The sequence below is a fragment of the Cohnella boryungensis genome (genome assembly GCF_042651945.1).
GTDB classification, from domain to species: domain Bacteria; phylum Bacillota; class Bacilli; order Paenibacillales; family Paenibacillaceae; genus Cohnella; species Cohnella boryungensis.
Window position 1 is genome coordinate 202,193 of sequence record NZ_JBHSED010000015.1, and the last position, 19,893, is coordinate 222,085.

Genomic DNA, 19,893 nt, shown 5'->3' on the forward strand with positions numbered 1-19,893 from the left:
GTGTTTTAGGACAAGGACAAAATTTATTTATTAGTTTTTTTGATAGACACTTATTGACAATCGGCAAGTTCGGCTGTTATGATCTCATCAATAACCAACTATACAGCTAGGAATTGTAAGTCATGTGAGAAAAGTATGGTTTAGAAAAAGGGAACCGGAATGGCCATCCGGTTCCCGCGAAGAAAAAACTTATGAAATGTTGGGGTGGATGAAAATGAAAGCTTTAAAAAATCTCCGTGTGCTTCTGGTCGCGACTCTGATCCTGTCGGTACTCTCGGCGTGCGGTTCTCAAAAAAACAGCAACGAGCCGTCGTCCCAAAGCGCTGCAACGACTCCGGCTTCCTCGGAGGCCGCCGCTTCGCCCGCCAAGGAAGCGCCCAAGGATATAGAACTGCTTAATGTCTCCTACGATCCGACTCGCGAGCTTTACGAAGAGTTCAACAAGAGCTTCGCTCAATATTGGAAAGAGAAAACCGGCGGCAATATTACGATCAAGCAATCCCACGGCGGCTCGGGCAAGCAAGCCCGCGCGGTGATCGACGGATTGACCGCCGACGTCGTCACGCTTGCTCTCGGCTACGACATTGACGCGATTGCCGATGCGGGAGCGCTTAAGCCCGACTGGCAGCAAACGTTCGAGCAGAACAGTACGCCGTACACCTCGACGATTGTGTTCCTCGTTCGTAAGGGCAACCCAAAAGGAATCAAGGATTGGGGCGATCTGATCAAGGACGGCGTACAGGTCATTACTCCGAATCCGAAAACCTCCGGCGGAGCCCGCTGGAACTATTTGGCGGCATGGGGCTACGCGACGAAAACGCTGGGCTATGACGAGCCACAGACGCTGGAATTCCTCAAGAAGCTGTTCAAGAACGTACCTGTCCTGGATACGGGAGCGCGGGGCTCCACGACGACGTTCGTAGAGAAGGGAATCGGCGATGTGCTGCTTGCCTGGGAGAACGAAGCGTATCTCGCACTGAAGGAGTTCGGGGACGACTACGAGATCGTCACGCCCACTATCAGCATTCTGGCTGAGCCGCCGGTAGCCATAGTCGATAAGACTGTAGACAAGAGAGGCACGCGCGAGGCTGCCGAGGAGTATCTGAAATATTTGTACACGGAGCAAGGGCAGGAAATCGCCGCCAAAAACTTCTACCGTCCGCGCCTTCAATCCGTCGCAGACAAGTACAAGGATCAATTCGGAGAATTGAATCTGCTGACGATCGACCAGGACTTCGGCGGATGGAAAGAGGCCCAGGCGAAGCATTTCGCCGACGGAGGCACGTTCGACCAAATCTATACCCCGGGATCCTAACTCAGGGCCGGGAAAGGGGAAGGCGGCAACATGATCAGATTTCGCAAGAACGAACGGGTGCTTCCGGGTCTACCCATCACCCTGGGCTTTACGATTTTGTATTTGAGCTTGATCGTACTGATCCCGTTAGTTGCCTTGGCCATCAAATCCGCCGATTTATCGGCAGCCCAATGGTGGTCGACTGTATCCGATCCGCGCGTCGTCGCCTCCTACAGGCTGAGCCTGACGACCGCATTCATCGCCGCAATCGTAAATTTGTTATTCGGCTTGCTTCTGGCCTGGGTGCTCGTGCGTTACGATTTTCCCGGCAAACGGATCGTGGACGGTCTGATCGACCTGCCGTTCGCCTTGCCGACGGCGGTCGCAGGCATTGCGCTTACGACGATCTACGCGCCGAAGGGCTGGGTCGGCTCCTTGCTGGAGCCGCTCGGCATTAAGGTGGCGTACACTCCGATCGGGATCACGATCGCGCTGATCTTCATCGGCATTCCGTTTGTTGTGCGAACGGTGCAGCCTGTGCTCCAGGATATGGAATCCGACATGGAAGAGGCGGCGGTGATGCTTGGCTCTTACCGGGCAAGAACGTTCTTCAGAATTATTCTCCCGGATTTGATTCCTCCGCTGCTGACGGGCTTCGCGCTGGCGTTCGCTCGCGGCATCGGCGAGTATGGCTCGGTTGTCTTCATCTCGGGCAACATGCCGATGAAGACGGAGATCGCTCCGCTCCTGATCATCACGAAGCTGGAGCAGTACGAGTATGCCCAGGCCGCGGCGGTCGCCGTCGTTCTGCTGCTGATCTCGTTCGCGCTGCTGCTTATGATCAACATTTTGCAACGGTGGAGCAATCGCCGCCTGCGCACAGTGAAGGGAGGGTAATCGAAGATGGCGGGTATTGTGACCAATCCAAAGTCGGCTAAAGGCCGAATCGTCCAGCCGCATCTTTCCGAGCCTCGGATCGTCCGCTGGGTGCTCATCGGCGTCGCGCTGCTCTTTCTTTCACTGATTGTGCTGCTGCCGATGGCTGCCGTAATCGCCGAATCGTTCCGTAAAGGGTGGGACGCTTATCTATCTGCCCTGTCCGACCCGGACGCGATGTCGGCATTGAAGCTGACGCTGATTACCGCGCTGCTGGCGGTGCCTCTGAATACGATATTCGGGCTGGCCGCAGCGTGGGCGATTACGAAATTCAAGTTTCGCGGCAAAAACCTGCTTGTCACGCTAATCGATCTTCCTTTCGCCGTATCGCCGGTCGTCAGCGGTCTCATCTACGTGCTGTTGTTCGGAGCTCAAGGCTTGCTCGGCCCCTGGCTGGAGGAGCATGATATCAGCATTATTTTCGCAACGCCGGGTATTGTGCTGGCTACCATGTTCGTCACGTTTCCTTTTGTCGCGCGCGAGCTTATTCCATTGATGGAAACGCAAGGCGTCACGGACGAGGAAGCGGCGGTCAGCCTCGGAGCGCGCGGCTGGCGGGTATTCTTCAAGGTTACGCTTCCGAATATCAAGTGGGGCTTGCTGTACGGCATGATTCTCTGCAATGCGCGCGCGATGGGGGAATTCGGAGCGGTATCCGTCGTATCCGGCCATATTCGCGGAGAGACCAACACGCTGCCGCTGCACATCGAAATCTTGTACAACGAATACCAGTTCAGCGCGTCGTTCGCCGTTGCTTCGCTATTGATGGTGCTCGCGATAATTACGCTGGTCGCGAAATCCCTGCTGGAGAGCCGCATGAGTCAGCAAGAGCGCTAAAGCCGCGCAGAATAACGCATGAATCGGAGGAGAACAGAATGGCAAAACCGGTAGAAGTAGACGAACGCTGGCTGGGAAGAATAGCCGAGCAGGTTAACGGGCTGGAATACGGCGAGGTCAACATCGTCGTGCATGACGGGCGTATCGTCCAGATCGAACGCAAGGAGCGCAAGCGCTACGACGACGTTGCTCGCCCGGCGAGGAAGGAAGCAAGCCAGGTGCTCAAGCCATCTTGAGCATGGCCTAATTCGCAGCAGTTAACGGGTTCCCGTCTGAGGAGCCTCTTACCGAATAGCATACGCAAAAGCCGCCAAGGACGCTCCCTGGCGGCTTTACTCGATTATTTACCCGCTACATTAAGAGATGATGAATTTGACGACTACCGCAGCGGTGAACACAACGAACATAAAGCCGAACATGACGCCGAAGCCGACAGCCGTATCCATCAGATCGTCGCGCGGCTCTTCGTTAATGTGCTGGCGGGGATCTCTAACGTTCTCCATGGGAAGCCTCCTGACGAATTCAATACCTACAGTATACCCAAGATCGCTTTTTGTTGTAAAGTCTCCCCCTACCAGATCGGTGACAAGTTTGCGAAAACGCGAAAAACCGGTAAGGCGGACGACGTCCGGGATGTGCTACAATGGGAGGAACGAGTGTTCTGCTCCATGGCGGACACGAGGCAACGAACAGAGGAGGTACCTTTCTTGGATATCCCGATTTCCGCCGCAGGCCGGGACAAAGCGATGGAAAACATCCGCAACAAGCTGGCGCTGCTGCCGAATCAGCCGGGCTGCTATTTAATGAAAAACGAAGAAGGCAAGATCATATACGTCGGCAAGGCGAAGGTGCTCAAAAACCGCGTCCGCTCCTACTTTATGGGAAGCCACGACGGCAAAACGCAAAAGCTCGTCTCGGAAATCCGGGACTTCGAATACATCGTTACGGCCAGCAATACGGAATCGCTTATTCTGGAATGCAACCTGATCAAGGAGCATTTTCCCCGATACAACGTGCTGCTCAAGGACGACAAGTCGTTTCCTTACTTGAAAATCACCCACGAAAAGCATCCGAAGCTGGAGGTAACGAGGCGAGTCGTCAAGGACAGGGGGAAATACTTCGGGCCTTATCCGAACGCGTTCGCCGCGCAGGAAACGAAGAAGCTTCTCGATAGGATGTATCCGCTCCGCAAATGCAATACGCTGCCCGAAAAAGTGTGCTTGTATTATCATCTGGGCCAATGCGTCGCTCCTTGCGAATATCCGGTGGAGCAATCGACCTATGACGAGATGATCGGAGAAATCTCGCGGTTTCTGAACGGCGGACATTCGGAGATCAAGAAGGAGCTCAAGCGCAAGATGGAGCAGGCCGCGGAAGAGCTGCAATTCGAACGGGCCAAGGAATACCGCGATCAGATCGTCGCGATCGAGGCGCTGATGGAGAAGCAAACCATCAATATGTCCGATGCGATGGATCGCGACGTGTTCGGCTATTCGGTCGACAAGGGCTGGATGTGCGTGCAAATTCTCTATATGCGCCAAGGCAAAATGAATCAGCGGCATATGTCCGTTTTCCCGTTTTACGGGGAAGCCTACGAGGATTTTCTCAGCTATGTCACGCAATATTACAGCGACAATCCGGCGTTGCCGCGCGAGGTGCTGCTGCCGGTTCCTCCGGGGGAGGAGCCTGAGACTGGCGAGACCGGCCGGGAGGCCGCTCCAGCGATTGTCGCAGAGACCAAGACGGCATACGCAGCAGCGGGAGCTTCGGCCGCAGAGGAGCAGCAGGAGCCCGCTGAGGAAGGCGAGGCTGCGGAAGTCGGCGAATCGCTGCGGCGCTGGCTGAAAATCAAGGTGGCGATTCCCCGCCGGGGCTCCAAACGGCAGCTGGTGGCAATGGCGTGCGACAATTCCCGCGTGGCGCTGGAGGAAAAATTCCGGCTGATTGAGCGGGATGAGTCCCGCACCGGCAAGGCGGCGGAAGGATTGGCGCGATGGATCGGCATCCCGAGCGCAAGCCGCATCGAGGCGTTCGACAATTCCAACATTCAGGGCACCTCGGCGGTATCCGCCATGGTCGTCTTCACGAACGGCAAGCCGGACAAAAAGGAATATCGCAAATACAACGTGAAAACGGTGGAGGGGCCGGACGACTACGAATCGATGAGAGAGGTTGTTCGTCGCCGCTATGAACGCTTGCTTAAGGAAGGCGCCGCGCTGCCCGATCTGATCGTCGTGGACGGAGGCAAAGGCCACATTGCGGCGACGCTGGATGTGCTGGTGAACGAGCTCGGATTGGGAATTCCCGTATGCGGCCTGGCGAAGGATGCCAAGCACCGGACATCGCAGCTGTTGGTCGGAGATCCGCCGGAGGTCGTTCCGCTGCCTCGCGACAGCCAAGAGTTTTATTTGCTGCAGCGCATTCAGGATGAGGTTCACCGTTTCGCGATTACGTTCCATAGGGAGAAGCGGGCCAAATCGATGATCGCTTCGCGCCTCGATGCGATTCCCGGCATCGGGGAAAAGCGGCGCAAGCAGCTGTTGAGCCATTTTGGCTCGCTGAAGGCGATCAAAGAGGCGACGGTGGAGGATTTTCGCGCCGTTTCGATCGGCGAGGCGCTGGCTCAGCGCATACTGGATGCCTTGAACGCGGAATAAGCGGATAGAATCGCTATTAGAAGAGGGCCCTAAAGGCGGCGCAGGGCCCTCTTTTTCTATGGGCTCGCGCACCGGGCAAGGCGGCTAGGAGAGGGCCAAGACTTGAGTCTAATAGAGGCTGGACAAAAGATAGGGAGCTTACCCGACGAAAAACAATGGAAGCGATGCCCTTATCAAGGTACAATGGGGTAAATGCACGATGACGACGAATTCCAAGCGAAGGCGGTATACCCAAGAATGGAGAATCAAGTAAAATGGTCCACTGATCGCGCGACACTAGCAAGAGGAATCGCACTCGTAAAACGCAGCGGCTGCACGGCCAGGCAGAGAATCTGGATGGCGTGGGAGAAAGTGATGCTCTGGATCATGGGCTTGAATAGCGAGGGCAAGATTGATGCCGGCATGTGCAAAGTGATTGTAAAAAAATATAAAGGGCCGTCCTTCGACTGCGAAGACGGCACCCGAATCGAACAAGGCGATCTCGTCGGCGAGCTGCACTTGAACAATCAGATGATACTCGGACTTACCCGCGAGGCGGGAGCGGGGCGAGCCGCGCTTCAGACAGCCCGCCTGGCGCGTACGTCGCTCAAGGAAATCTCTGCGGCACTGGACAAGCGTCCGGAGCTGACGCGCGTAAAGGCGCTGCTGGGCGTTACGCTGCTGCACAGAGGGCTGACTCACGGCTTGGGATTCGAGCAGCGCCGGCTTCCTTCCAAGCGTTTTGAACGGATCACTGCGGTTTACTTGAAATTATTGCTCTTTTTTCTTCATCCCGATGGCCTTGAGCGGAGCGACCGCTGTAAGGAGAAGCTTACGCCGATCATGCTTGTCTGCACGAGGAGTAATCTATTGCGGAGATTTTCGCCGGACAACAAGTAGGCGGTTGGAGGCTGGACACTCAAGCGTGCCCGAAAGGGGAGCATTTCTTTAGAAATTCTTCATTAATTTCTCGAGAGAATCCTAATTCTTCTCTATTACGCTGTGTTCATCAACCGATTGCAGGAGGAGATGAACATGAGCAACATCGCAAGAATAAACGACGGGCATGCGGGCTCCCGCTTGGGAGCCTATAAGCCTCTGCTGGGTCTTCTGGCCATCCCCGCAATCAACATCCTCTATGTGCTGCAAAATCGGGCGGGCGGAACCGCTCTTTCTCTGGAAACCGAAGTCGACCGCAGCTTCCCGTTCGTCCCCGAATTTTCACTGCCTTATGCCCTATGGTATCCGTTCCTGCTGCTCGTCATGGTTCTCATTCTTCGCAAGGATAAGCTGGAATATTACCGAACCTTGCTCTCCCTGTGCCTTGGCTTGTTATTGTCCAATCTGGTGTTTCTGCTGTTCCAGACAACGGTGCCGCGACCCGAGGTGGAGCCGACGGGCATGTTCAACCAACTGGTTTTGTTCGTCTATGCCAACGATCAGCCGTACAATTGCTTTCCCAGCGTCCACGTTCTGACCAGCGCGCTGATGATTTATGGTTCGAGGGCGTTGAAGTGGCGCGCGAAAATTCCGATTGCCGTCGTCGCCGTCAGCATTATTGCTTCGACCGTCTATATTAAACAGCATGTGTTCGCAGATGTGATGGGAGGACTGCTGGCTGCGAAGCTCGTATTCTGGTTGGCGGGCGAGCTGATGCGTCTGCTTGCCGCAAGAACGGGCGGCCTTCCGCGCAAACCGCGGACAACGGAAGGACAGGAGGCATCTTGCGATGTTATAAAATAAGAGAAGGAATACGGGAGAGGGAGCTAAAACGGATTATGAACCTGAATACCGTTCTGGTGGTCGATGACGATTCCGAAATTCGGGACGTCGTCCATGTCTACTTGCGCAATGAAGGGTACCGCGTTCTTGAAGCCGAGAACGGTCGCCGGGCTTTGGAAATACTGGATGCGGATAAGGTGGAGCTCGTTATTCTCGATGTCATGATGCCGGATATGGACGGCATTCGCACCTGCATGAAAATACGGGAAACGTCCGATATCCCGATTATTATGCTGTCGGCCAAGCAGGAGGAGATCGACAAGATTACGGGATTATCGATCGGAGCGGATGACTATGTGGCCAAGCCCTTCAGTCCGCTGGAGCTGATTGCGAGAGTCAAGGCGAGACTGCGACGGTCCGTTCGGGCGGTCGAGGCTGATTCCGGCAGCATTATCTCCGTACAGGACTTGAAGATCGACCCGGCTCGGCATCTTGTTTTCGTGAAGGAGAGGGAAGTGACGCTTACCCCGCTGGAGTTTGCCATTCTTGAATTGTTGGCGAGCCACAAGGGGCAGGTATTCCACGCGGATAAAATCTACGAGAAGGTATGGGAGGAGCCGTCAGGGTATTCCGACAATACCGTCATGGTTCATATTCGCAACATCCGCGAGAAAATCGAGGAAAACCCTCGCGAGCCCCGCTATATCAAGACGGTATGGGGGGTCGGCTACAAAGTTGAAAAATAACGTATGGGCCGTCCTGTCCGGACGCCACAGCATCCGTCTGCAGATGGTTTGGACGTTCGTTGCATGCATACTTCTGGCTTCAATCGTCTCCATTTCGGTTCCGATTGGCATGCTGTTTGATATTCCAGTCTCTATTCTGGCCTTCCTGGCCACATTCGCTGTCGCGTTCATCCTCTTGACCCGACGCACGATTCGCTATATGCAGAAGCTGTCCGAGGGTTTGACGGTGATCTCCGGGGGAAACTTGCAATACCGTATCCCCGTCGTCCGCAGGGACGAGCTCGGCGCAATAGCCGGGCATATCAATGCCATGGCCGAAAAGCTGGAAAGCCTGATCGAAAAGGAGCGGCAGGTAGAAAAATCGAAGATGGAGCTGATCACAGGAGTTTCCCATGATCTGCGAACGCCGCTTACGAGTATAATCGGCTACCTGGGGCTGCTGCAGGAGAAGGCGTATCGGGACGATACGGAGTACGAGCGCTTCATCGGCAATACCCACAATAAAGCAAAGCAGCTCAAGACGCTTATCGATCAGCTGTTCGAGTATACGCGGCTGACCCAAGGCGAAGCGGAGCTTGAGCTTCATACGATTGATTTGCGGGAAATGCTGGACCAGATGCTTGTGGAGCTTCAGCCGCTAGCCCTGGACAGCGACGTCGTATTCGAAGCCCGGATTCCGGAGAGTCCTTTGTTTATCCGTCTGGATGGAGAGAAAATGCGGCGGGCGATCGACAACCTGCTGATGAATGCGATGAAGTTTTCGGTCAAGCCGGGCTTGGTCGTCGTCGCGTTAACGGCGCAGGATCGCGGGGTCACGATTGCGGTCGAGAACGAAGGCGCGGCGATTACGAAGGAGCAGGAGGCTCATTTGTTCGAGCGCTTCTACAAGGCGGACGACTCGAGAACCGGCCAGGCGATAGAAGCAGGAGCCGGACTGGGCTTGGCGATCACGCAAAGCATCGTGCGGCATCACGGCGGCAGCGTAACGCTGGACCACGATGCCGGTCGTTTCAGGTTCGCAATCGAACTCCCCCGTGAAGCTTCCAGATAACGATACCGACAAGCGCCGGGAAGACTAGGCTGAACATGCCGCCGGCAAAGTCGCCCGGCAATCCGTCGAACATCATCTGCATCCCCATCAGCACCGCATCGAGGGTAACATGGGCGAAGATTACGGTCATCACGCCGAAGCGGAGCATGAACCAGCCGAACAAGAACGACATGAGTACAAGCTCAATAACGCGGGTATAGACCGGAAAGATGGCGTAGCCGACATGGCCGAGCGCCCAGATCAAGCCGGGCGGCACGATCGCTGCCGCAGTCAGAATAGCGGCTGCGCGCGGGGAAGGCGACTTCCCGGTAATTAGCCGCGCAAGGCCGACAAACCATTTGCGGAACAGCCCGATGCCGAATAACCGGCTTTGCAGCTCCTCGGAAATGCCGGCGCACCAGGCCAGCAGCGGGAGCAGCAAGGGAATGCTCATGTTATACATCGATTGCGCCGCATCGGAGGCGGCAAACGAGCCCAGCGATTTTTCCAGCGCGAGCAAAATAAGCGATTGACTTCCCAGCAGAATGAAAGCCAGGAAATAGCCCTCCTTCATGCTCCTCAGCACGGCCGCGCCATAACCGCGTTCCTGCCATCTCGGCCACAAGGTGTGCCCCATCGATTTCCACAGCCCGTCTCCGCCTACGGCGGAGAAATACGTGAATAAAGCCATTACCCCGAACGTCACGAGTCTAAAGACCAGATTGACCTGATCTCCGATGCGAATACCCGATTCCCATGTTTCCGCCCTAAGGCCGGGAATCATGTTAAACGTCAGACTCGCGTATAGCGCGAAATAGATACCTGCCAAAAAGATCCCCCTGCGGTACGAGGTAAGACCGCCAAGCGTGCCGGCGTAGATGATGGCAAGAATCATCATCAGCACTTGCGGCAAAATGAAGCCGAAGGCGGAAAGGAGGGAGGCCCACTTTTGCTGCTGCTTCATGTATTCGTTGAAGGATGCGGGCAAATCCACGCTATAGGTCACCGAACCGCCCTGCCACGACGGCTTCGCCGAGCTGGATGGCTCGTAGCCTTCCGGCACAGCGATTCTCAGCCGCAGCTGGGCTTCTCCGATGGGCGACTGACGGGAAACAAATTCGAAAACGTTACTTGCGGATGCAACGCCGCTCCATTCCCAGCGCTCAGTGTCGATGCTCCACATGGCCGCATAATTCAGCGCCCGGGAAGCACGGGATTCCGTAAGCTCGCTTACTTCCGAACTCTGCGGTTTGGCGGAAACGGAGCCGGCGACAAGGTGCTGCCAGGAAACGAGGCGACCGTTTTCCATATCGATGGAGAGGACCAAGGCCCCTTCCAGGCCGCGAGCATAGACCTTGATCGCGTAGACGTCGGTAGGCGCGAAATCGGCCCACTGCTTGTCATACACGTTTAATAGCTTGTTCTTCGAGAAATAGCCGGTCGTTTTGCTATCGGTCATGTGGGTGACTGTCGTAGAGTCGATTTCGTCCGGCCGGAGGCCGAAGTTATCGCCGGCGAGCTTTAAGGCTTGCTGCTTGGCTTCCGCGCGCGTCAGCACGCTGGAGGAAGAGACGGCAAACAATTGACCCGTTATCGGGAATACTTGAATGAACAGGAAAATCACCAGTCCGACCGCGGCGGCCCATACCCATCGTTTATCGAGGTTCATGCGATCTTGAGGGTTCAACAGTCTTCACTCCTTAGGCGGAAAAAGCTCAAAAAAACGGTTACAGCCCGCTTAATCTAGCCGCAAGCCTGATTTTTCATTAAGTATCTCGCATTTTCAACGAAAATGAAAGCAAAAGGAACGATAATGACAGCCCGGTGCCAGAACATGCGGAAAGCCTCTCCAATAATCGTTCAAACGAGTCGGTTTGCCCCCTTTTTGATGTTGTCCGCCTTGAAAGTAAAGACTATAATGCGTAGGTACGTCATTTTTCCAACTTGAATAGCCGAATTTCTGATGCAGAAAATGGGGGAACCAACGGATTTCTTGTACAAGTTACATTGTATTCGAAAATCCAGGGGTGAATTCCACTTCGCGCGATCGTTGCGATGGATAGGGCAGCCTGTTCGAGCCCGAACCCGACAGCTAACCTCGTAGGCTATATCCGAACAGGAATCGTGTGCGAAATTACAAGCACTGGGGTTCCAGTGCTTTTTTGTTGCGCCAAAGCTTGCGAAAACGGGAATTTGAGGGTGGTACCGTGTATAAAAAGGCCTTGAAATGGATTAACGCTTCGCCTCCCAGAACCTTGCTGCTGGGCTTCTCCTTCATTATCTTCCTCGGGGCGGTGCTGCTGCGATTGCCGCTCTCGACCGTTGACCGCGAGCCGCTGTCGTTCGTGGACGCCTTGTTTACGGCGACCTCCGCGACGTGTGTGACCGGACTGGTGCTGTTCGATACCGGTTCGCACTTCTCCACGTTCGGGCACTGGGTCATTCTGATGCTGATCCAGATCGGCGGAATCGGCTTCATGACGATGGCGACGCTGTTTGCCTTGATTCTGAGAAGGAGAATTTCCTTGAAGGAAAGGCTGATCCTTCAGGAATCGCTCAATCAGGGCAGCATTGAAGGACTTGTCCGTCTGGTGCGCAAGGTCATTCTCTACGCATTGGCGCTGGAGACGGTCGGGGCCTTGCTGTTTAGCGCGCGGTTTGCGATCGATATGCCGCTGGGCCAAGCGATCTATCATGGGGTGTTTCATTCGATCTCGATATTCAACAACGCGGGCTTCGACCTGTCGGGAGATTTTAGCAGCTTCTCCAGCTATTCCACCGATTTGTTCATGAACGTTGTCTCGATGGTATTGATCATTCTCGGAGGCTTCGGCTTTATCGTGCTGGCCGATTTGTTCGATCTGCGGCACAAAAGAAAGTTCTCGCTTCATACAAAGGTGGTGCTTACCGTATCCGGTGCCTTGATCCTGATCGGGACGCTTATTATTTTCATCTTTGAATTCACGAATACCAAGTCGATCGGGGGCGACAATTTCGGGCACAAGCTCCTCGTCGCGCTGTTTCAATCCGTAACGACCCGGTCGGGCGGGGTAACTACGGTGGACATCTCGGAATTTCGCCAGGCGACCCAATTTTTCATTATCATTCTGATGTTTATCGGCGCTTCTCCGGGCTCTACGGGGGGCGGCATCAAGACAACGACGTTCGCGGTGCTGGTGGGAGCGGTGCTGGCCATGATTCGCGGCAAGGAGGACGTCGTTCTGTTCCGTCTGCGGCTTGCGCAGGAGCGGGTGTACAAAGCGGTCACGGTTACGCTGTTCTGTATCGGAATCGTCATGCTCGGCACGATGATACTGGCGACGACGGAGGATGCCAGCTTTCTGAAAATCCTGTTCGAAGCGACGTCCGCCTTCGGAACGGTCGGCTTGTCAATGGGGCTTACGGGAGATTTGACGACGGCCGGCAAATTGACGATCATTTTTCTGATGTTTATCGGGCGACTAGGACCGCTGACGCTCACCTATGCATTGGGCCCGAAGGCGGGCAGGCCGCTTTACCGGCATGCGGAAGGCAAGATCATCATCGGGTAGGGGACGGAGAAAGAGATGAAAATGAATCAATTCGTCATCATTGGTCTTGGGAGGTTCGGCTCCAGTCTGGGGCGGGAGCTCATTAAGCTTGGATATGAGGTGCTGGGCGTCGATCGCGACGAAGAAAAGGTGCAGGAGCTTTCCGGCGTGCTGACGCATACGGTGCTGGCGGACGCGACGGAGGAAGAGGTTCTGCGATCCGTCGGCGCCCGTAACTTCGACTGCGGCGTCGTCGCGATCGGCGACGATATCCAGGCGAGCATTCTGGCCACGATCCTGCTGAAGGAGTTGGGCGTCAAGAAGGTCGTCGCCAAGGCGGTATCCGATCTGCACGGCCGCGTGCTGGAAAGAATGGGAGTGGACCGAATCATCTACCCCGAGCGGGATATGGGCGTGCGCGTGGCGCATCAGCTCGTCTCCCCGAACCTGCTTGATTACATCGAGCTGTCCAAGCAATATACGATTGCAGAGCTAGCGGTTCCCCAATGCTGGTCGGGCAAATCGCTGGACGATGTCAATCCCCGGGGGCGCTTCGGGTGCAGCATCGTGGCGATCAACAAGCCGAAGGGAATTATTATCGCTCCCGCAGCCAAGGATGTGCTGGCGACGGAAGACGTAATGGTCGTCATCGGTACGAACGATCAGATCGAGCAGTTCCAGGAATCGATCAACGCGGTGTGAATGAAATCAATCCCAATCGCTCAGGCTAACGGTAAGACGAGCGGTATGGGGGAGGTATGGCGATGACCAGGTCGCGCCTTGGACAAACGGCAAGGGGGATAGCGAGAGCTGTCGCCCTTTTGGTTTTGTGGAGCCAATGCTTCGCCGCAGGGGCCGCTAGCGCGAAGCCCTCCGGGATCAGCTGGAGCGAGATGGAGCGCCGGTATGAGGGCGTATTCGTGCTGTCGGCATCGGGAAAGTCGCGCAAGGTGGCGTTGACATTCGATGACGTTCCCGACCCCCGGTTTACGCCTCAGGTGCTGGACATCCTGAAGGCGAAGAGGGTGCGAGCGACCTTCTTCGTGGTGGGAACCCGTGCGGGCAAGCATCCGGGGCTGGTGAGGCGGATTCATCGAGAGGGGCACAACATCGGCAACCATTCCTACAGCCATCCGGACTTTTCCAAGCTGTCCCTGGAGAAGATGAAGGAGCAGATTTCCCGGGCGGAGCAAGAGATCGCAGGCATCGTGGGCTTCAGGCCGAGACTTATTCGCCCGCCATACGGGGAAATCGTTCCGAGGCAGCTGGAGTGGGCCAAGAGGCGCGGTTATACGGTTGTGAACTGGAACGTGGATTCGTCCGACTGGCGTCAACTGGGGGCCGGCCGAATATTCCGCAACGTAACCCGCTCGGTCAAGCCGGGATCGGTTGTTCTAATGCATGCGGGAGGCGGAACGGGGCAAAGTCTGTCCGGTACCGTCAGGGCGCTGCCGAGAATTATCGATTGGCTGCGGGAGAATCATTACGAGCCTGTTACGCTGACGGAGCTTCTGAAGCTTTCGGAGAAACGCGGCGAAATCCGCAAAAAATAGGCTGCCCCGAGCAGGTGAAGATGTCGGGGCAGCCTGATCTGCAAATGGGGGGATCGGCTTTTAATCCAGCACGTAGACCTTGACGTTCTGATAGCCGAAACCGGAGACGAATTGACGCGAGCCGGGGACGAAAATATCGATGCGATTGCCCTTGATCGCCCCTCCCGCATCGGATGCGGTCGCGGTCATGCCGCCGGAAGGCAAGCCGGCGAAATCATAGCCGGTGATATAGACTTTCGTCCCGAAAGGAATGACGTTCGGATCTACCGCAATCGTACCCAGCTTGAGCGGATCTCCGAAATAATCCACGGCGCCCCATTTTCCGTTTTCCTCGGCGGCAGCCGAGTAAGCGGTCGCTTTAATATCAAGCACTTTAGAGAACGCCAGCGCTTGGCCCGATGCCGTCGCAATCGACTGGGCGACGGACTTGCTTGCGGTGCTCTTGAGAACGCTTGCATTGGCCGATCCGGGAAGCGTCAGCTTCAGCCCCGCATAGATATTGAGCGGATCGATGCCGGGATTGGCGTCCATCAATTGCTGCAAAGGAATATTCATCTGGCGGGAGAGTTTCCAGAATGTATCGGAATCTTTAGCTGTATAAGTAGTTGCCGCATGAGCGGTCAGTCCCGGGATGAGCAATGCCGCTCCAAGTACCAGCGCGGCGGAGCGCGTGCCTAGCTTTGTCCAACGGTTGTTCATTTTCCTTGTCCTCCTGAACCTGGCTGTATTGGCGAGCTGCGACACCTTTGGCTTAAGGCGCCCCAACTCCCTGTAAAAGGTATCACAGCGTTCAGGGGGTTAAAACCGGAAAGTTTAGGAAGCGGCGAATGCTTAATTTTTTCTAAGAATCCTTATTGCGGTTCGCACGGCGATGGAAATAGGCGCTCGTCTCCTCGATCAGATAGCGCGTGGAAGGCGCAAGCCAGGCCGGATTGCCGTGGATCAGAAACGTCGTCCGCTTAGTCTCCTCAAGCTCTTCGATTCGCACCAGGAACAAATCGTTGTCGATGAGTACCTGCTCGCGCAGGTAGGATTTGGGCAGCAGCGTTCCAGCCCGGCAAGCGGACAGCAAGCGGATAATCGCTTCGAATGAGTCGATTTCCATGCGCACATCCGGCTTAAGGTTATGTTTTTTTAATAATTCGTCGGTCATCGTTCGGTACCAAGTCCCCGGGGCGAACAAAATCATCGGCAGCCCCTGAAGATCGGAGATATTGAAATGCGTTCTTTCTAATATAATGTGCGTTCGCGGAAGGACGAGCATAAGATGATCGTCGAACAAGGGTAAACTGGTAAGGGCGTGGTCATCGATCACGGAGGAAGCGACGATTCCGAAATCCACCTTGCGTTCCTTGACCAGTTCGGCGATCTCATGGGATTTGCCGGTCACCGCTTTAATCTCCAGATGCGGATGCTTCGCCGTCATTGCGGTAATCAGATCCGGCAGAGTCGTCTGAAGCGTCGTCAAGCTGGCTCCGATTGTGGCGACCTGCGCTTCGGAAGATTTGTATGCGTTGAGCTTCTGGAGATAGCTGCCGTGGAAACGCCGCAGGTCCAATGCGAATTCATAGGTCAATTGTCCTGCGGAAGTCAGCTCAAGTCGCTTGCCGATCCTTCGGAACAGATCGACTCCAAGCTCGGACTCGAGACGAGAGAGACGGCGGGATAGAGCGGGCTGCGAAACGTTGAGGCGCTCGGCCGCCTTGTTGAGGCTCGTCTGCTCTACGATCGCGGCGAACATACGCATGTCTTCAAGCATGGGAGGACTCCTTCTCTTATGCGGAATGATTATAAGTTATAATATTAAATAAGCAGTTCCATTATAAGCGAAAATAGAGTAACCTTAAAAGCGGTGACTATATGGTGACGAATGCCAACATAGGGGGGCGCAAGTCATACGAGTCGAAGCACGGTTGCGAAAGGAGACCAAACACAGACATGAAAGGTAATTCTTATTTACCGCGAAAACTTCATTCGCTGCTTGGCGTAATTCCGCTCGGCTTATTTATTGTTGAGCATGCGTTGACGAACTACTCGGCTTATGAAGGCGGGCAGGAGGGCTTCAAGAAAAGCACGGATCTACTGAACAGCTTGCCGCTTGTATTCTGGCTTGAACTGTTCATGATCTGGCTGCCGATCCTCTTTCACGGAGTATACGGCTTGTACATCGCTTATCAATCGAACACGAACACGGGCAGATTCAGCTACGCCCGCAACTGGGCTTTCACCTGGCAGCGGATTACGGGGGTCGTAACGCTGATCTTCGTTGCATGGCATTTTTACGAAACCCGGTTTCAACTCGCAATAGGGAACGTTTCGCATGAAGAGCTGGGACAGCATATGAACAGCATCGTCACCAATCCGGTTGCGTTTACGGCTTACGTTATCGGCGTTCTCGCGGCGACATTCCATTTCTCGAACGGCTTGTGGGCTTTCCTCGTTAGTTGGGGAATCACGATCGGACCGCGCGCGCAAAAAGTATCCTCCAGAATCTGCATGGTCATCTTCGTGATTCTGTCGGCGCTGTTCCTGTTGTCCCTAGTCGCGTTCCGCAGCGATGAATTCGCTTCGGCTGCGGCGACGGCGCTCGGTTCGGTATCGATAGGTTAGAGGGAGGAGAAACATACACATGGCGACTCAAAAAGTAATCGTTGTCGGCGGCGGACTTGCGGGCTTGATGGCAACGATCAAAGCGGCGGAAGCAGGCATGCGCGTCGATCTGTTTTCGCTTGTTCCGGTTAAGAGATCCCACTCCGTATGCGCCCAAGGCGGCATTAACGGAGCGGTAAATACAAAAGGCGAAGGGGACTCCCCTTGGGAGCACTTCGACGATACGGTATACGGAGGCGACTTCCTTGCGAATCAGCCTCCGGTTAAGGCGATGTGCGAAGCGGCGCCCGGAATCATCCACTTGATGGACCGGATGGGCGTTATGTTCAGCCGTACGCCGGAAGGTCTGCTCGACTTCCGTCGTTTCGGCGGAACGCAATATCACCGTACGGCATTCGCCGGCGCGACGACGGGACAGCAGCTGCTTTACGCGCTGGACGAGCAGGTTCGGCGTTGGGAAGTAGCCGGTCTCGTTCAGAAGTTCGAGCACTGGGAATTCACTTCCGTCGTGCTGGATGACGACGGAGTATGCCGCGGCATCACCGGGCAGGATCTGCGCACGATGGAAACGGTCACGTTCCGGGGAGATGCGGTTATTCTGGCGACCGGCGGTCCGGGAATTATTTTCGGCAAAACGACGAACTCGGTTATCAATACGGGTACGGCGGCGAGCGCGGTGTATCAGCAAGGCGTTCATTACGCCAACGGGGAATTTATTCAGATTCACCCGACGGCCATTCCGGGAGACGACAAAAACCGGCTGATGAGCGAATCCGCGCGCGGAGAAGGCGGTCGGATATGGACGTATAAGGACGGCAAGCCGTGGTACTTCCTGGAGGAAAAATATCCGGCTTACGGAAACCTGGTGCCTCGCGATATCGCGACCCGCGAAATTTTCGACGTGTGCGTCAACCAGAAGCTGGGCATCGACGGGGAGAACAAGGTGTACCTTGATCTCTCGCACAAGGATCCGAAGGAGCTGGACGTGAAGCTCGGCGGCATCATCGAGATCTACGAGAAGTTCACGGGCGACGATCCGCGGAAAATTCCGATGCAGATTTTCCCTGCCGTTCACTATTCCATGGGCGGTCTATGGGTCGATTACAATCAAATGACGAATATTCCCGGGCTTTTCGCTTGCGGAGAATGCGACTATCAATATCACGGCGCGAACCGTCTGGGCGCGAATTCTCTGTTGTCGGCCATTTTCGGCGGCATGGTCACCGGACCGAAAGCCATCGAATATGTGCGCGGCTTGAAGAAGTCGGCGGAGGACGTGTCGGAGAGCGTGTTCGAGCGCGAACGCAGCAAGCAAGCCGGCAAGTTCGAAGCGATCACGAAAATGGACGGCACGGAAAACGCATATGTATTGAGCAAGGAGCTCGGCGAGTGGATGACGAACAACATGACCGTTGTTCGCTACAACAAAAAGCTCGAAGAAACCGTAGGCAAAATCAAAGAGCTGAAGCAGCGCTACAAAAAAATCAACATCAACGATACGGCCCAATGGAACAATTCCGGAGCGGCGTTCACCCGCCAGCTGTGGAATATGCTTGAGCTTGCCGAAGCGATGACGGTCAGCGCATTATTGCGCAACGAAAGCCGCGGCGCTCACTACAAGCCGGATTTCCCGGATCGCGATGACGACAACTTCCTGAAGACGACCAAGGCGACTTTTGCGCCTGAGGGTCCGCAGATTTCCTACGAGGACGTTGACGTATCCTTGATTGCGCCGCGGAAGCGCGACTATTCCACCAACAAGAAGAAGGAGGGCTAATCCATGGCGGAAGCTACTACTGCAACGGCAACGGGACGTAAAGTCAAGTTTATCATCACGCGTCGGGAGCGTCCGGATGCCTCCCCATTCACGGAGGAATTCGAAGTTCCTTACCGCCCCAACATGAACGTAATCAGCGCTCTGATGGAAATTCAGCGCAATCCCGTAAATGCGAAGGGCGGCAAAACCTCCCCGGTATGCTGGGAGTCCAACTGCCTGGAGGAAGTGTGCGGCGCTTGCTCCATGGTCATTAACGGCAAGCCTCGCCAGGCGTGCAGCGCGTTGATCGATAAGCTGGAGCAGCCGATACGGCTGGAGCCGATGGCGACGTTCCCGGTTGTGCGCGATCTCGTCATTAACCGCGAACGGATGTTTAACGCTTTGAAGAAAGTGAAGGCGTGGATTCCGATCGACGGAACGTACGATCTCGGTCCAGGGCCGCGTATGGCGGAATCCAAGCGTCAATGGGCTTATGAGCTGTCCAAATGCATGACGTGCGGCGTGTGCCTCGAAGCTTGCCCGAACGTCAACGATCGGAACAGCTTTATCGGTCCTGCTCCGATCTCCCAGGTTCGTCTGTTTAATGCTCATCCGACAGGTGAGATGAACGCTCATGAGCGTCTGGAGGCTTTGATGGAGGAAGGCGGCATTGAGGGCTGCGGCAACTCGCAGAACTGCGTGCGTTCTTGCCCGAAAGGCATCCCGCTGACGACCTCGATCGCGGCGATGAACAGAGACACCACCAAGCAACTGTTTAAGCAATGGCTTGGCCTGTAAGAAGCTATGCCGCTGGGCGGATTTCCCGCTCGGCGGTTTTTTTGTGTTTGTTTCCCGTTCGGGAACAAGGGGCTCTCCGTACGGGGGACCGCCGTACTTCGGCTTGACGTGGCAGGGGCTCCCGTTCGGGGAATGTCCGTACTTTGGTGCATTCATACACTAATTGCAAAAAGTACAATTAATAAGGGATGAAATCGTCAAAAAGTCGGGTTAGTTGCATTTCTTACAATTAAGTGGATTCATTTTCGCTAGCGTGACGTAAATTGTCCGAAGTAGCTGTACAAAATACAACTAACGAATTGGTTGCAAGGACTTGACCGAGATTAATTGCACAAATTACAATTAACACGCCACACGCCACACGCCACACGCCACACGCCACACGCCACACGCCACACGCCACACGCCACACGCCACACGCCACACGCCACACGCCACACGCCAC

Annotated in this window: 19 protein-coding genes and 1 riboswitch; of the genes, 15 read left to right on the plus strand and 4 right to left on the minus strand. The window is 55.3% G+C overall.

Going from position 1 to position 19,893, the window contains the following annotated elements:
* Window positions 1-214 precede the first annotated feature (214 nt).
* Genes ACFO1S_RS10605 through ACFO1S_RS10620 form a run of 4 tightly spaced genes read left to right on the plus strand, consistent with a single transcriptional unit; the run spans window position 215 to window position 3,303 of the window.
* A complete protein-coding gene (locus tag ACFO1S_RS10605; RefSeq protein WP_204603654.1) occupies window positions 215-1,315 on the plus strand; it encodes a sulfate ABC transporter substrate-binding protein in 1,101 nt (366 codons plus the stop codon).
* Between the two features lie 30 nt (window positions 1,316-1,345).
* On the plus strand, window positions 1,346-2,191 hold the full coding sequence (cysT, locus tag ACFO1S_RS10610) for a sulfate ABC transporter permease subunit CysT (RefSeq protein WP_204603653.1): 846 nt from the start codon (window positions 1,346-1,348) through the stop codon (window positions 2,189-2,191).
* A 6-nt stretch (window positions 2,192-2,197) separates the two neighbouring features.
* Window positions 2,198-3,067, plus strand: coding sequence for a sulfate ABC transporter permease subunit CysW (gene cysW, locus ACFO1S_RS10615; RefSeq protein WP_204603652.1), 870 nt, complete (start codon window positions 2,198-2,200; stop codon window positions 3,065-3,067).
* 38 nt (window positions 3,068-3,105) lie between these two features.
* Entirely contained in the window at window positions 3,106-3,303 is a 198-nt protein-coding gene (locus ACFO1S_RS10620; RefSeq protein ID WP_204603651.1) for a YezD family protein, read from the plus strand.
* 120 nt (window positions 3,304-3,423) lie between these two features.
* On the opposite strand, the gene ACFO1S_RS10625 is transcribed toward ACFO1S_RS10620, so the two are convergent.
* A complete protein-coding gene (locus tag ACFO1S_RS10625; protein WP_204603650.1) occupies window positions 3,424-3,570 on the minus strand; it encodes a YqzM family protein in 147 nt (48 codons plus the stop codon).
* Between the two features lie 243 nt (window positions 3,571-3,813).
* Here ACFO1S_RS10625 and uvrC point away from each other — a divergent pair, with 243 nt between their 5' ends.
* From uvrC to ACFO1S_RS10650, 5 genes are all read left to right on the plus strand, one after another.
* The gene (gene uvrC, locus ACFO1S_RS10630; protein WP_204603807.1) at window positions 3,814-5,724 is read left to right on the plus strand and encodes an excinuclease ABC subunit UvrC; all 1,911 of its coding nucleotides are present in this window, start codon (window positions 3,814-3,816) and stop codon (window positions 5,722-5,724) included.
* Between the two features lie 237 nt (window positions 5,725-5,961).
* Window positions 5,962-6,603 (plus strand): YkoP family protein, encoded by a 642-nt coding sequence (locus tag ACFO1S_RS10635; protein ID WP_204603649.1) that lies wholly within the window; start codon window positions 5,962-5,964, stop codon window positions 6,601-6,603.
* Between the two features lie 135 nt (window positions 6,604-6,738).
* The gene (locus ACFO1S_RS10640; protein WP_204603648.1) at window positions 6,739-7,446 is read left to right on the plus strand and encodes a phosphatase PAP2 family protein; all 708 of its coding nucleotides are present in this window, start codon (window positions 6,739-6,741) and stop codon (window positions 7,444-7,446) included.
* A 41-nt stretch (window positions 7,447-7,487) separates the two neighbouring features.
* On the plus strand, window positions 7,488-8,171 hold the full coding sequence (locus ACFO1S_RS10645) for a response regulator transcription factor (protein WP_204603806.1): 684 nt from the start codon (window positions 7,488-7,490) through the stop codon (window positions 8,169-8,171).
* Entirely contained in the window at window positions 8,161-9,222 is a 1,062-nt protein-coding gene (locus tag ACFO1S_RS10650; protein WP_204603647.1) for a sensor histidine kinase, read from the plus strand. Before ACFO1S_RS10645 ends, ACFO1S_RS10650 begins: the two co-directional genes overlap by 11 nt.
* Here ACFO1S_RS10650 and ACFO1S_RS10655 read toward each other — a convergent pair.
* On the minus strand, window positions 9,182-10,888 hold the full coding sequence (locus ACFO1S_RS10655; RefSeq protein WP_204603646.1) for a CPBP family intramembrane glutamic endopeptidase: 1,707 nt from the start codon (window positions 10,886-10,888) through the stop codon (window positions 9,182-9,184). The two genes, ACFO1S_RS10650 and ACFO1S_RS10655, sit on opposite strands and share 41 nt — an antisense overlap.
* Window positions 10,889-11,141: 253 nt before the next feature.
* A riboswitch (cyclic di-AMP (ydaO/yuaA leader) is annotated at window positions 11,142-11,324 on the plus strand.
* Between the two features lie 84 nt (window positions 11,325-11,408).
* On the opposite strand from ACFO1S_RS10655, the gene ACFO1S_RS10660 reads away from it, so the two are divergent.
* The 3 genes from ACFO1S_RS10660 (at window position 11,409) to ACFO1S_RS10670 (ending at window position 14,284) form a co-directional block, all read left to right on the plus strand.
* Window positions 11,409-12,752 (plus strand): TrkH family potassium uptake protein, encoded by a 1,344-nt coding sequence (locus ACFO1S_RS10660; RefSeq protein WP_204603645.1) that lies wholly within the window; start codon window positions 11,409-11,411, stop codon window positions 12,750-12,752.
* Window positions 12,753-12,767: 15 nt separating this feature from the next.
* On the plus strand, window positions 12,768-13,433 hold the full coding sequence (locus ACFO1S_RS10665) for a potassium channel family protein (protein ID WP_204603644.1): 666 nt from the start codon (window positions 12,768-12,770) through the stop codon (window positions 13,431-13,433).
* Between the two features lie 62 nt (window positions 13,434-13,495).
* Window positions 13,496-14,284, plus strand: a complete 789-nt coding sequence (locus ACFO1S_RS10670; RefSeq protein WP_378126744.1) for a polysaccharide deacetylase family protein — start codon at window positions 13,496-13,498, stop codon at window positions 14,282-14,284.
* 60 nt (window positions 14,285-14,344) lie between these two features.
* Here ACFO1S_RS10670 and ACFO1S_RS10675 read toward each other — a convergent pair whose 3' ends face one another.
* Window positions 14,345-14,983, minus strand: a complete 639-nt coding sequence (locus tag ACFO1S_RS10675; protein WP_204603642.1) for a 3D domain-containing protein — start codon at window positions 14,981-14,983, stop codon at window positions 14,345-14,347.
* Between the two features lie 142 nt (window positions 14,984-15,125).
* Window positions 15,126-16,043, minus strand: coding sequence for a LysR substrate-binding domain-containing protein (locus ACFO1S_RS10680; RefSeq protein WP_204603641.1), 918 nt, complete (start codon window positions 16,041-16,043; stop codon window positions 15,126-15,128).
* Window positions 16,044-16,222: 179 nt separating this feature from the next.
* On the opposite strand from ACFO1S_RS10680, the gene ACFO1S_RS10685 reads away from it, so the two are divergent.
* Genes ACFO1S_RS10685 through sdhB form a run of 3 tightly spaced genes read left to right on the plus strand, consistent with a single transcriptional unit; the run spans window position 16,223 to window position 19,448 of the window.
* On the plus strand, window positions 16,223-16,894 hold the full coding sequence (locus ACFO1S_RS10685; RefSeq protein WP_204603640.1) for a succinate dehydrogenase cytochrome b558 subunit: 672 nt from the start codon (window positions 16,223-16,225) through the stop codon (window positions 16,892-16,894).
* 19 nt (window positions 16,895-16,913) lie between these two features.
* On the plus strand, window positions 16,914-18,671 hold the full coding sequence (gene sdhA, locus ACFO1S_RS10690; protein WP_204603639.1) for a succinate dehydrogenase flavoprotein subunit: 1,758 nt from the start codon (window positions 16,914-16,916) through the stop codon (window positions 18,669-18,671).
* A 3-nt stretch (window positions 18,672-18,674) separates the two neighbouring features.
* Window positions 18,675-19,448, plus strand: coding sequence for a succinate dehydrogenase iron-sulfur subunit (gene sdhB, locus ACFO1S_RS10695; protein ID WP_204603638.1), 774 nt, complete (start codon window positions 18,675-18,677; stop codon window positions 19,446-19,448).
* Window positions 19,449-19,893 lie beyond the last annotated feature (445 nt).

What these genes read in the sequence shown, in the direction of transcription:
- ACFO1S_RS10605 (WP_204603654.1), top strand. Translation starts at nt 215, where the DNA reads ATGAAAGCTTTAAAAAATCTCCGTGTGCTTCTGGTCGCGACTCTGATC.
- cysT (WP_204603653.1), top strand. Translation starts at nt 1,346, where the DNA reads ATGATCAGATTTCGCAAGAACGAACGGGTGCTTCCGGGTCTACCCATC.
- cysW (WP_204603652.1), top strand. Translation starts at nt 2,198, where the DNA reads ATGGCGGGTATTGTGACCAATCCAAAGTCGGCTAAAGGCCGAATCGTC.
- ACFO1S_RS10620 (WP_204603651.1), top strand. Translation starts at nt 3,106, where the DNA reads ATGGCAAAACCGGTAGAAGTAGACGAACGCTGGCTGGGAAGAATAGCC.
- ACFO1S_RS10625 (WP_204603650.1), bottom strand. Translation starts at nt 3,570, where the DNA reads ATGGAGAACGTTAGAGATCCCCGCCAGCACATTAACGAAGAGCCGCGC.
- uvrC (WP_204603807.1), top strand. Translation starts at nt 3,814, where the DNA reads ATGGAAAACATCCGCAACAAGCTGGCGCTGCTGCCGAATCAGCCGGGC.
- ACFO1S_RS10635 (WP_204603649.1), top strand. Translation starts at nt 5,962, where the DNA reads ATGGAGAATCAAGTAAAATGGTCCACTGATCGCGCGACACTAGCAAGA.
- ACFO1S_RS10640 (WP_204603648.1), top strand. Translation starts at nt 6,739, where the DNA reads ATGAGCAACATCGCAAGAATAAACGACGGGCATGCGGGCTCCCGCTTG.
- ACFO1S_RS10665 (WP_204603644.1), top strand. Translation starts at nt 12,768, where the DNA reads ATGAAAATGAATCAATTCGTCATCATTGGTCTTGGGAGGTTCGGCTCC.
- ACFO1S_RS10670 (WP_378126744.1), top strand. Translation starts at nt 13,496, where the DNA reads ATGACCAGGTCGCGCCTTGGACAAACGGCAAGGGGGATAGCGAGAGCT.
- ACFO1S_RS10675 (WP_204603642.1), bottom strand. Translation starts at nt 14,983, where the DNA reads ATGAACAACCGTTGGACAAAGCTAGGCACGCGCTCCGCCGCGCTGGTA.
- ACFO1S_RS10680 (WP_204603641.1), bottom strand. Translation starts at nt 16,043, where the DNA reads ATGCTTGAAGACATGCGTATGTTCGCCGCGATCGTAGAGCAGACGAGC.
- ACFO1S_RS10685 (WP_204603640.1), top strand. Translation starts at nt 16,223, where the DNA reads ATGAAAGGTAATTCTTATTTACCGCGAAAACTTCATTCGCTGCTTGGC.
- sdhA (WP_204603639.1), top strand. Translation starts at nt 16,914, where the DNA reads ATGGCGACTCAAAAAGTAATCGTTGTCGGCGGCGGACTTGCGGGCTTG.
- sdhB (WP_204603638.1), top strand. Translation starts at nt 18,675, where the DNA reads ATGGCGGAAGCTACTACTGCAACGGCAACGGGACGTAAAGTCAAGTTT.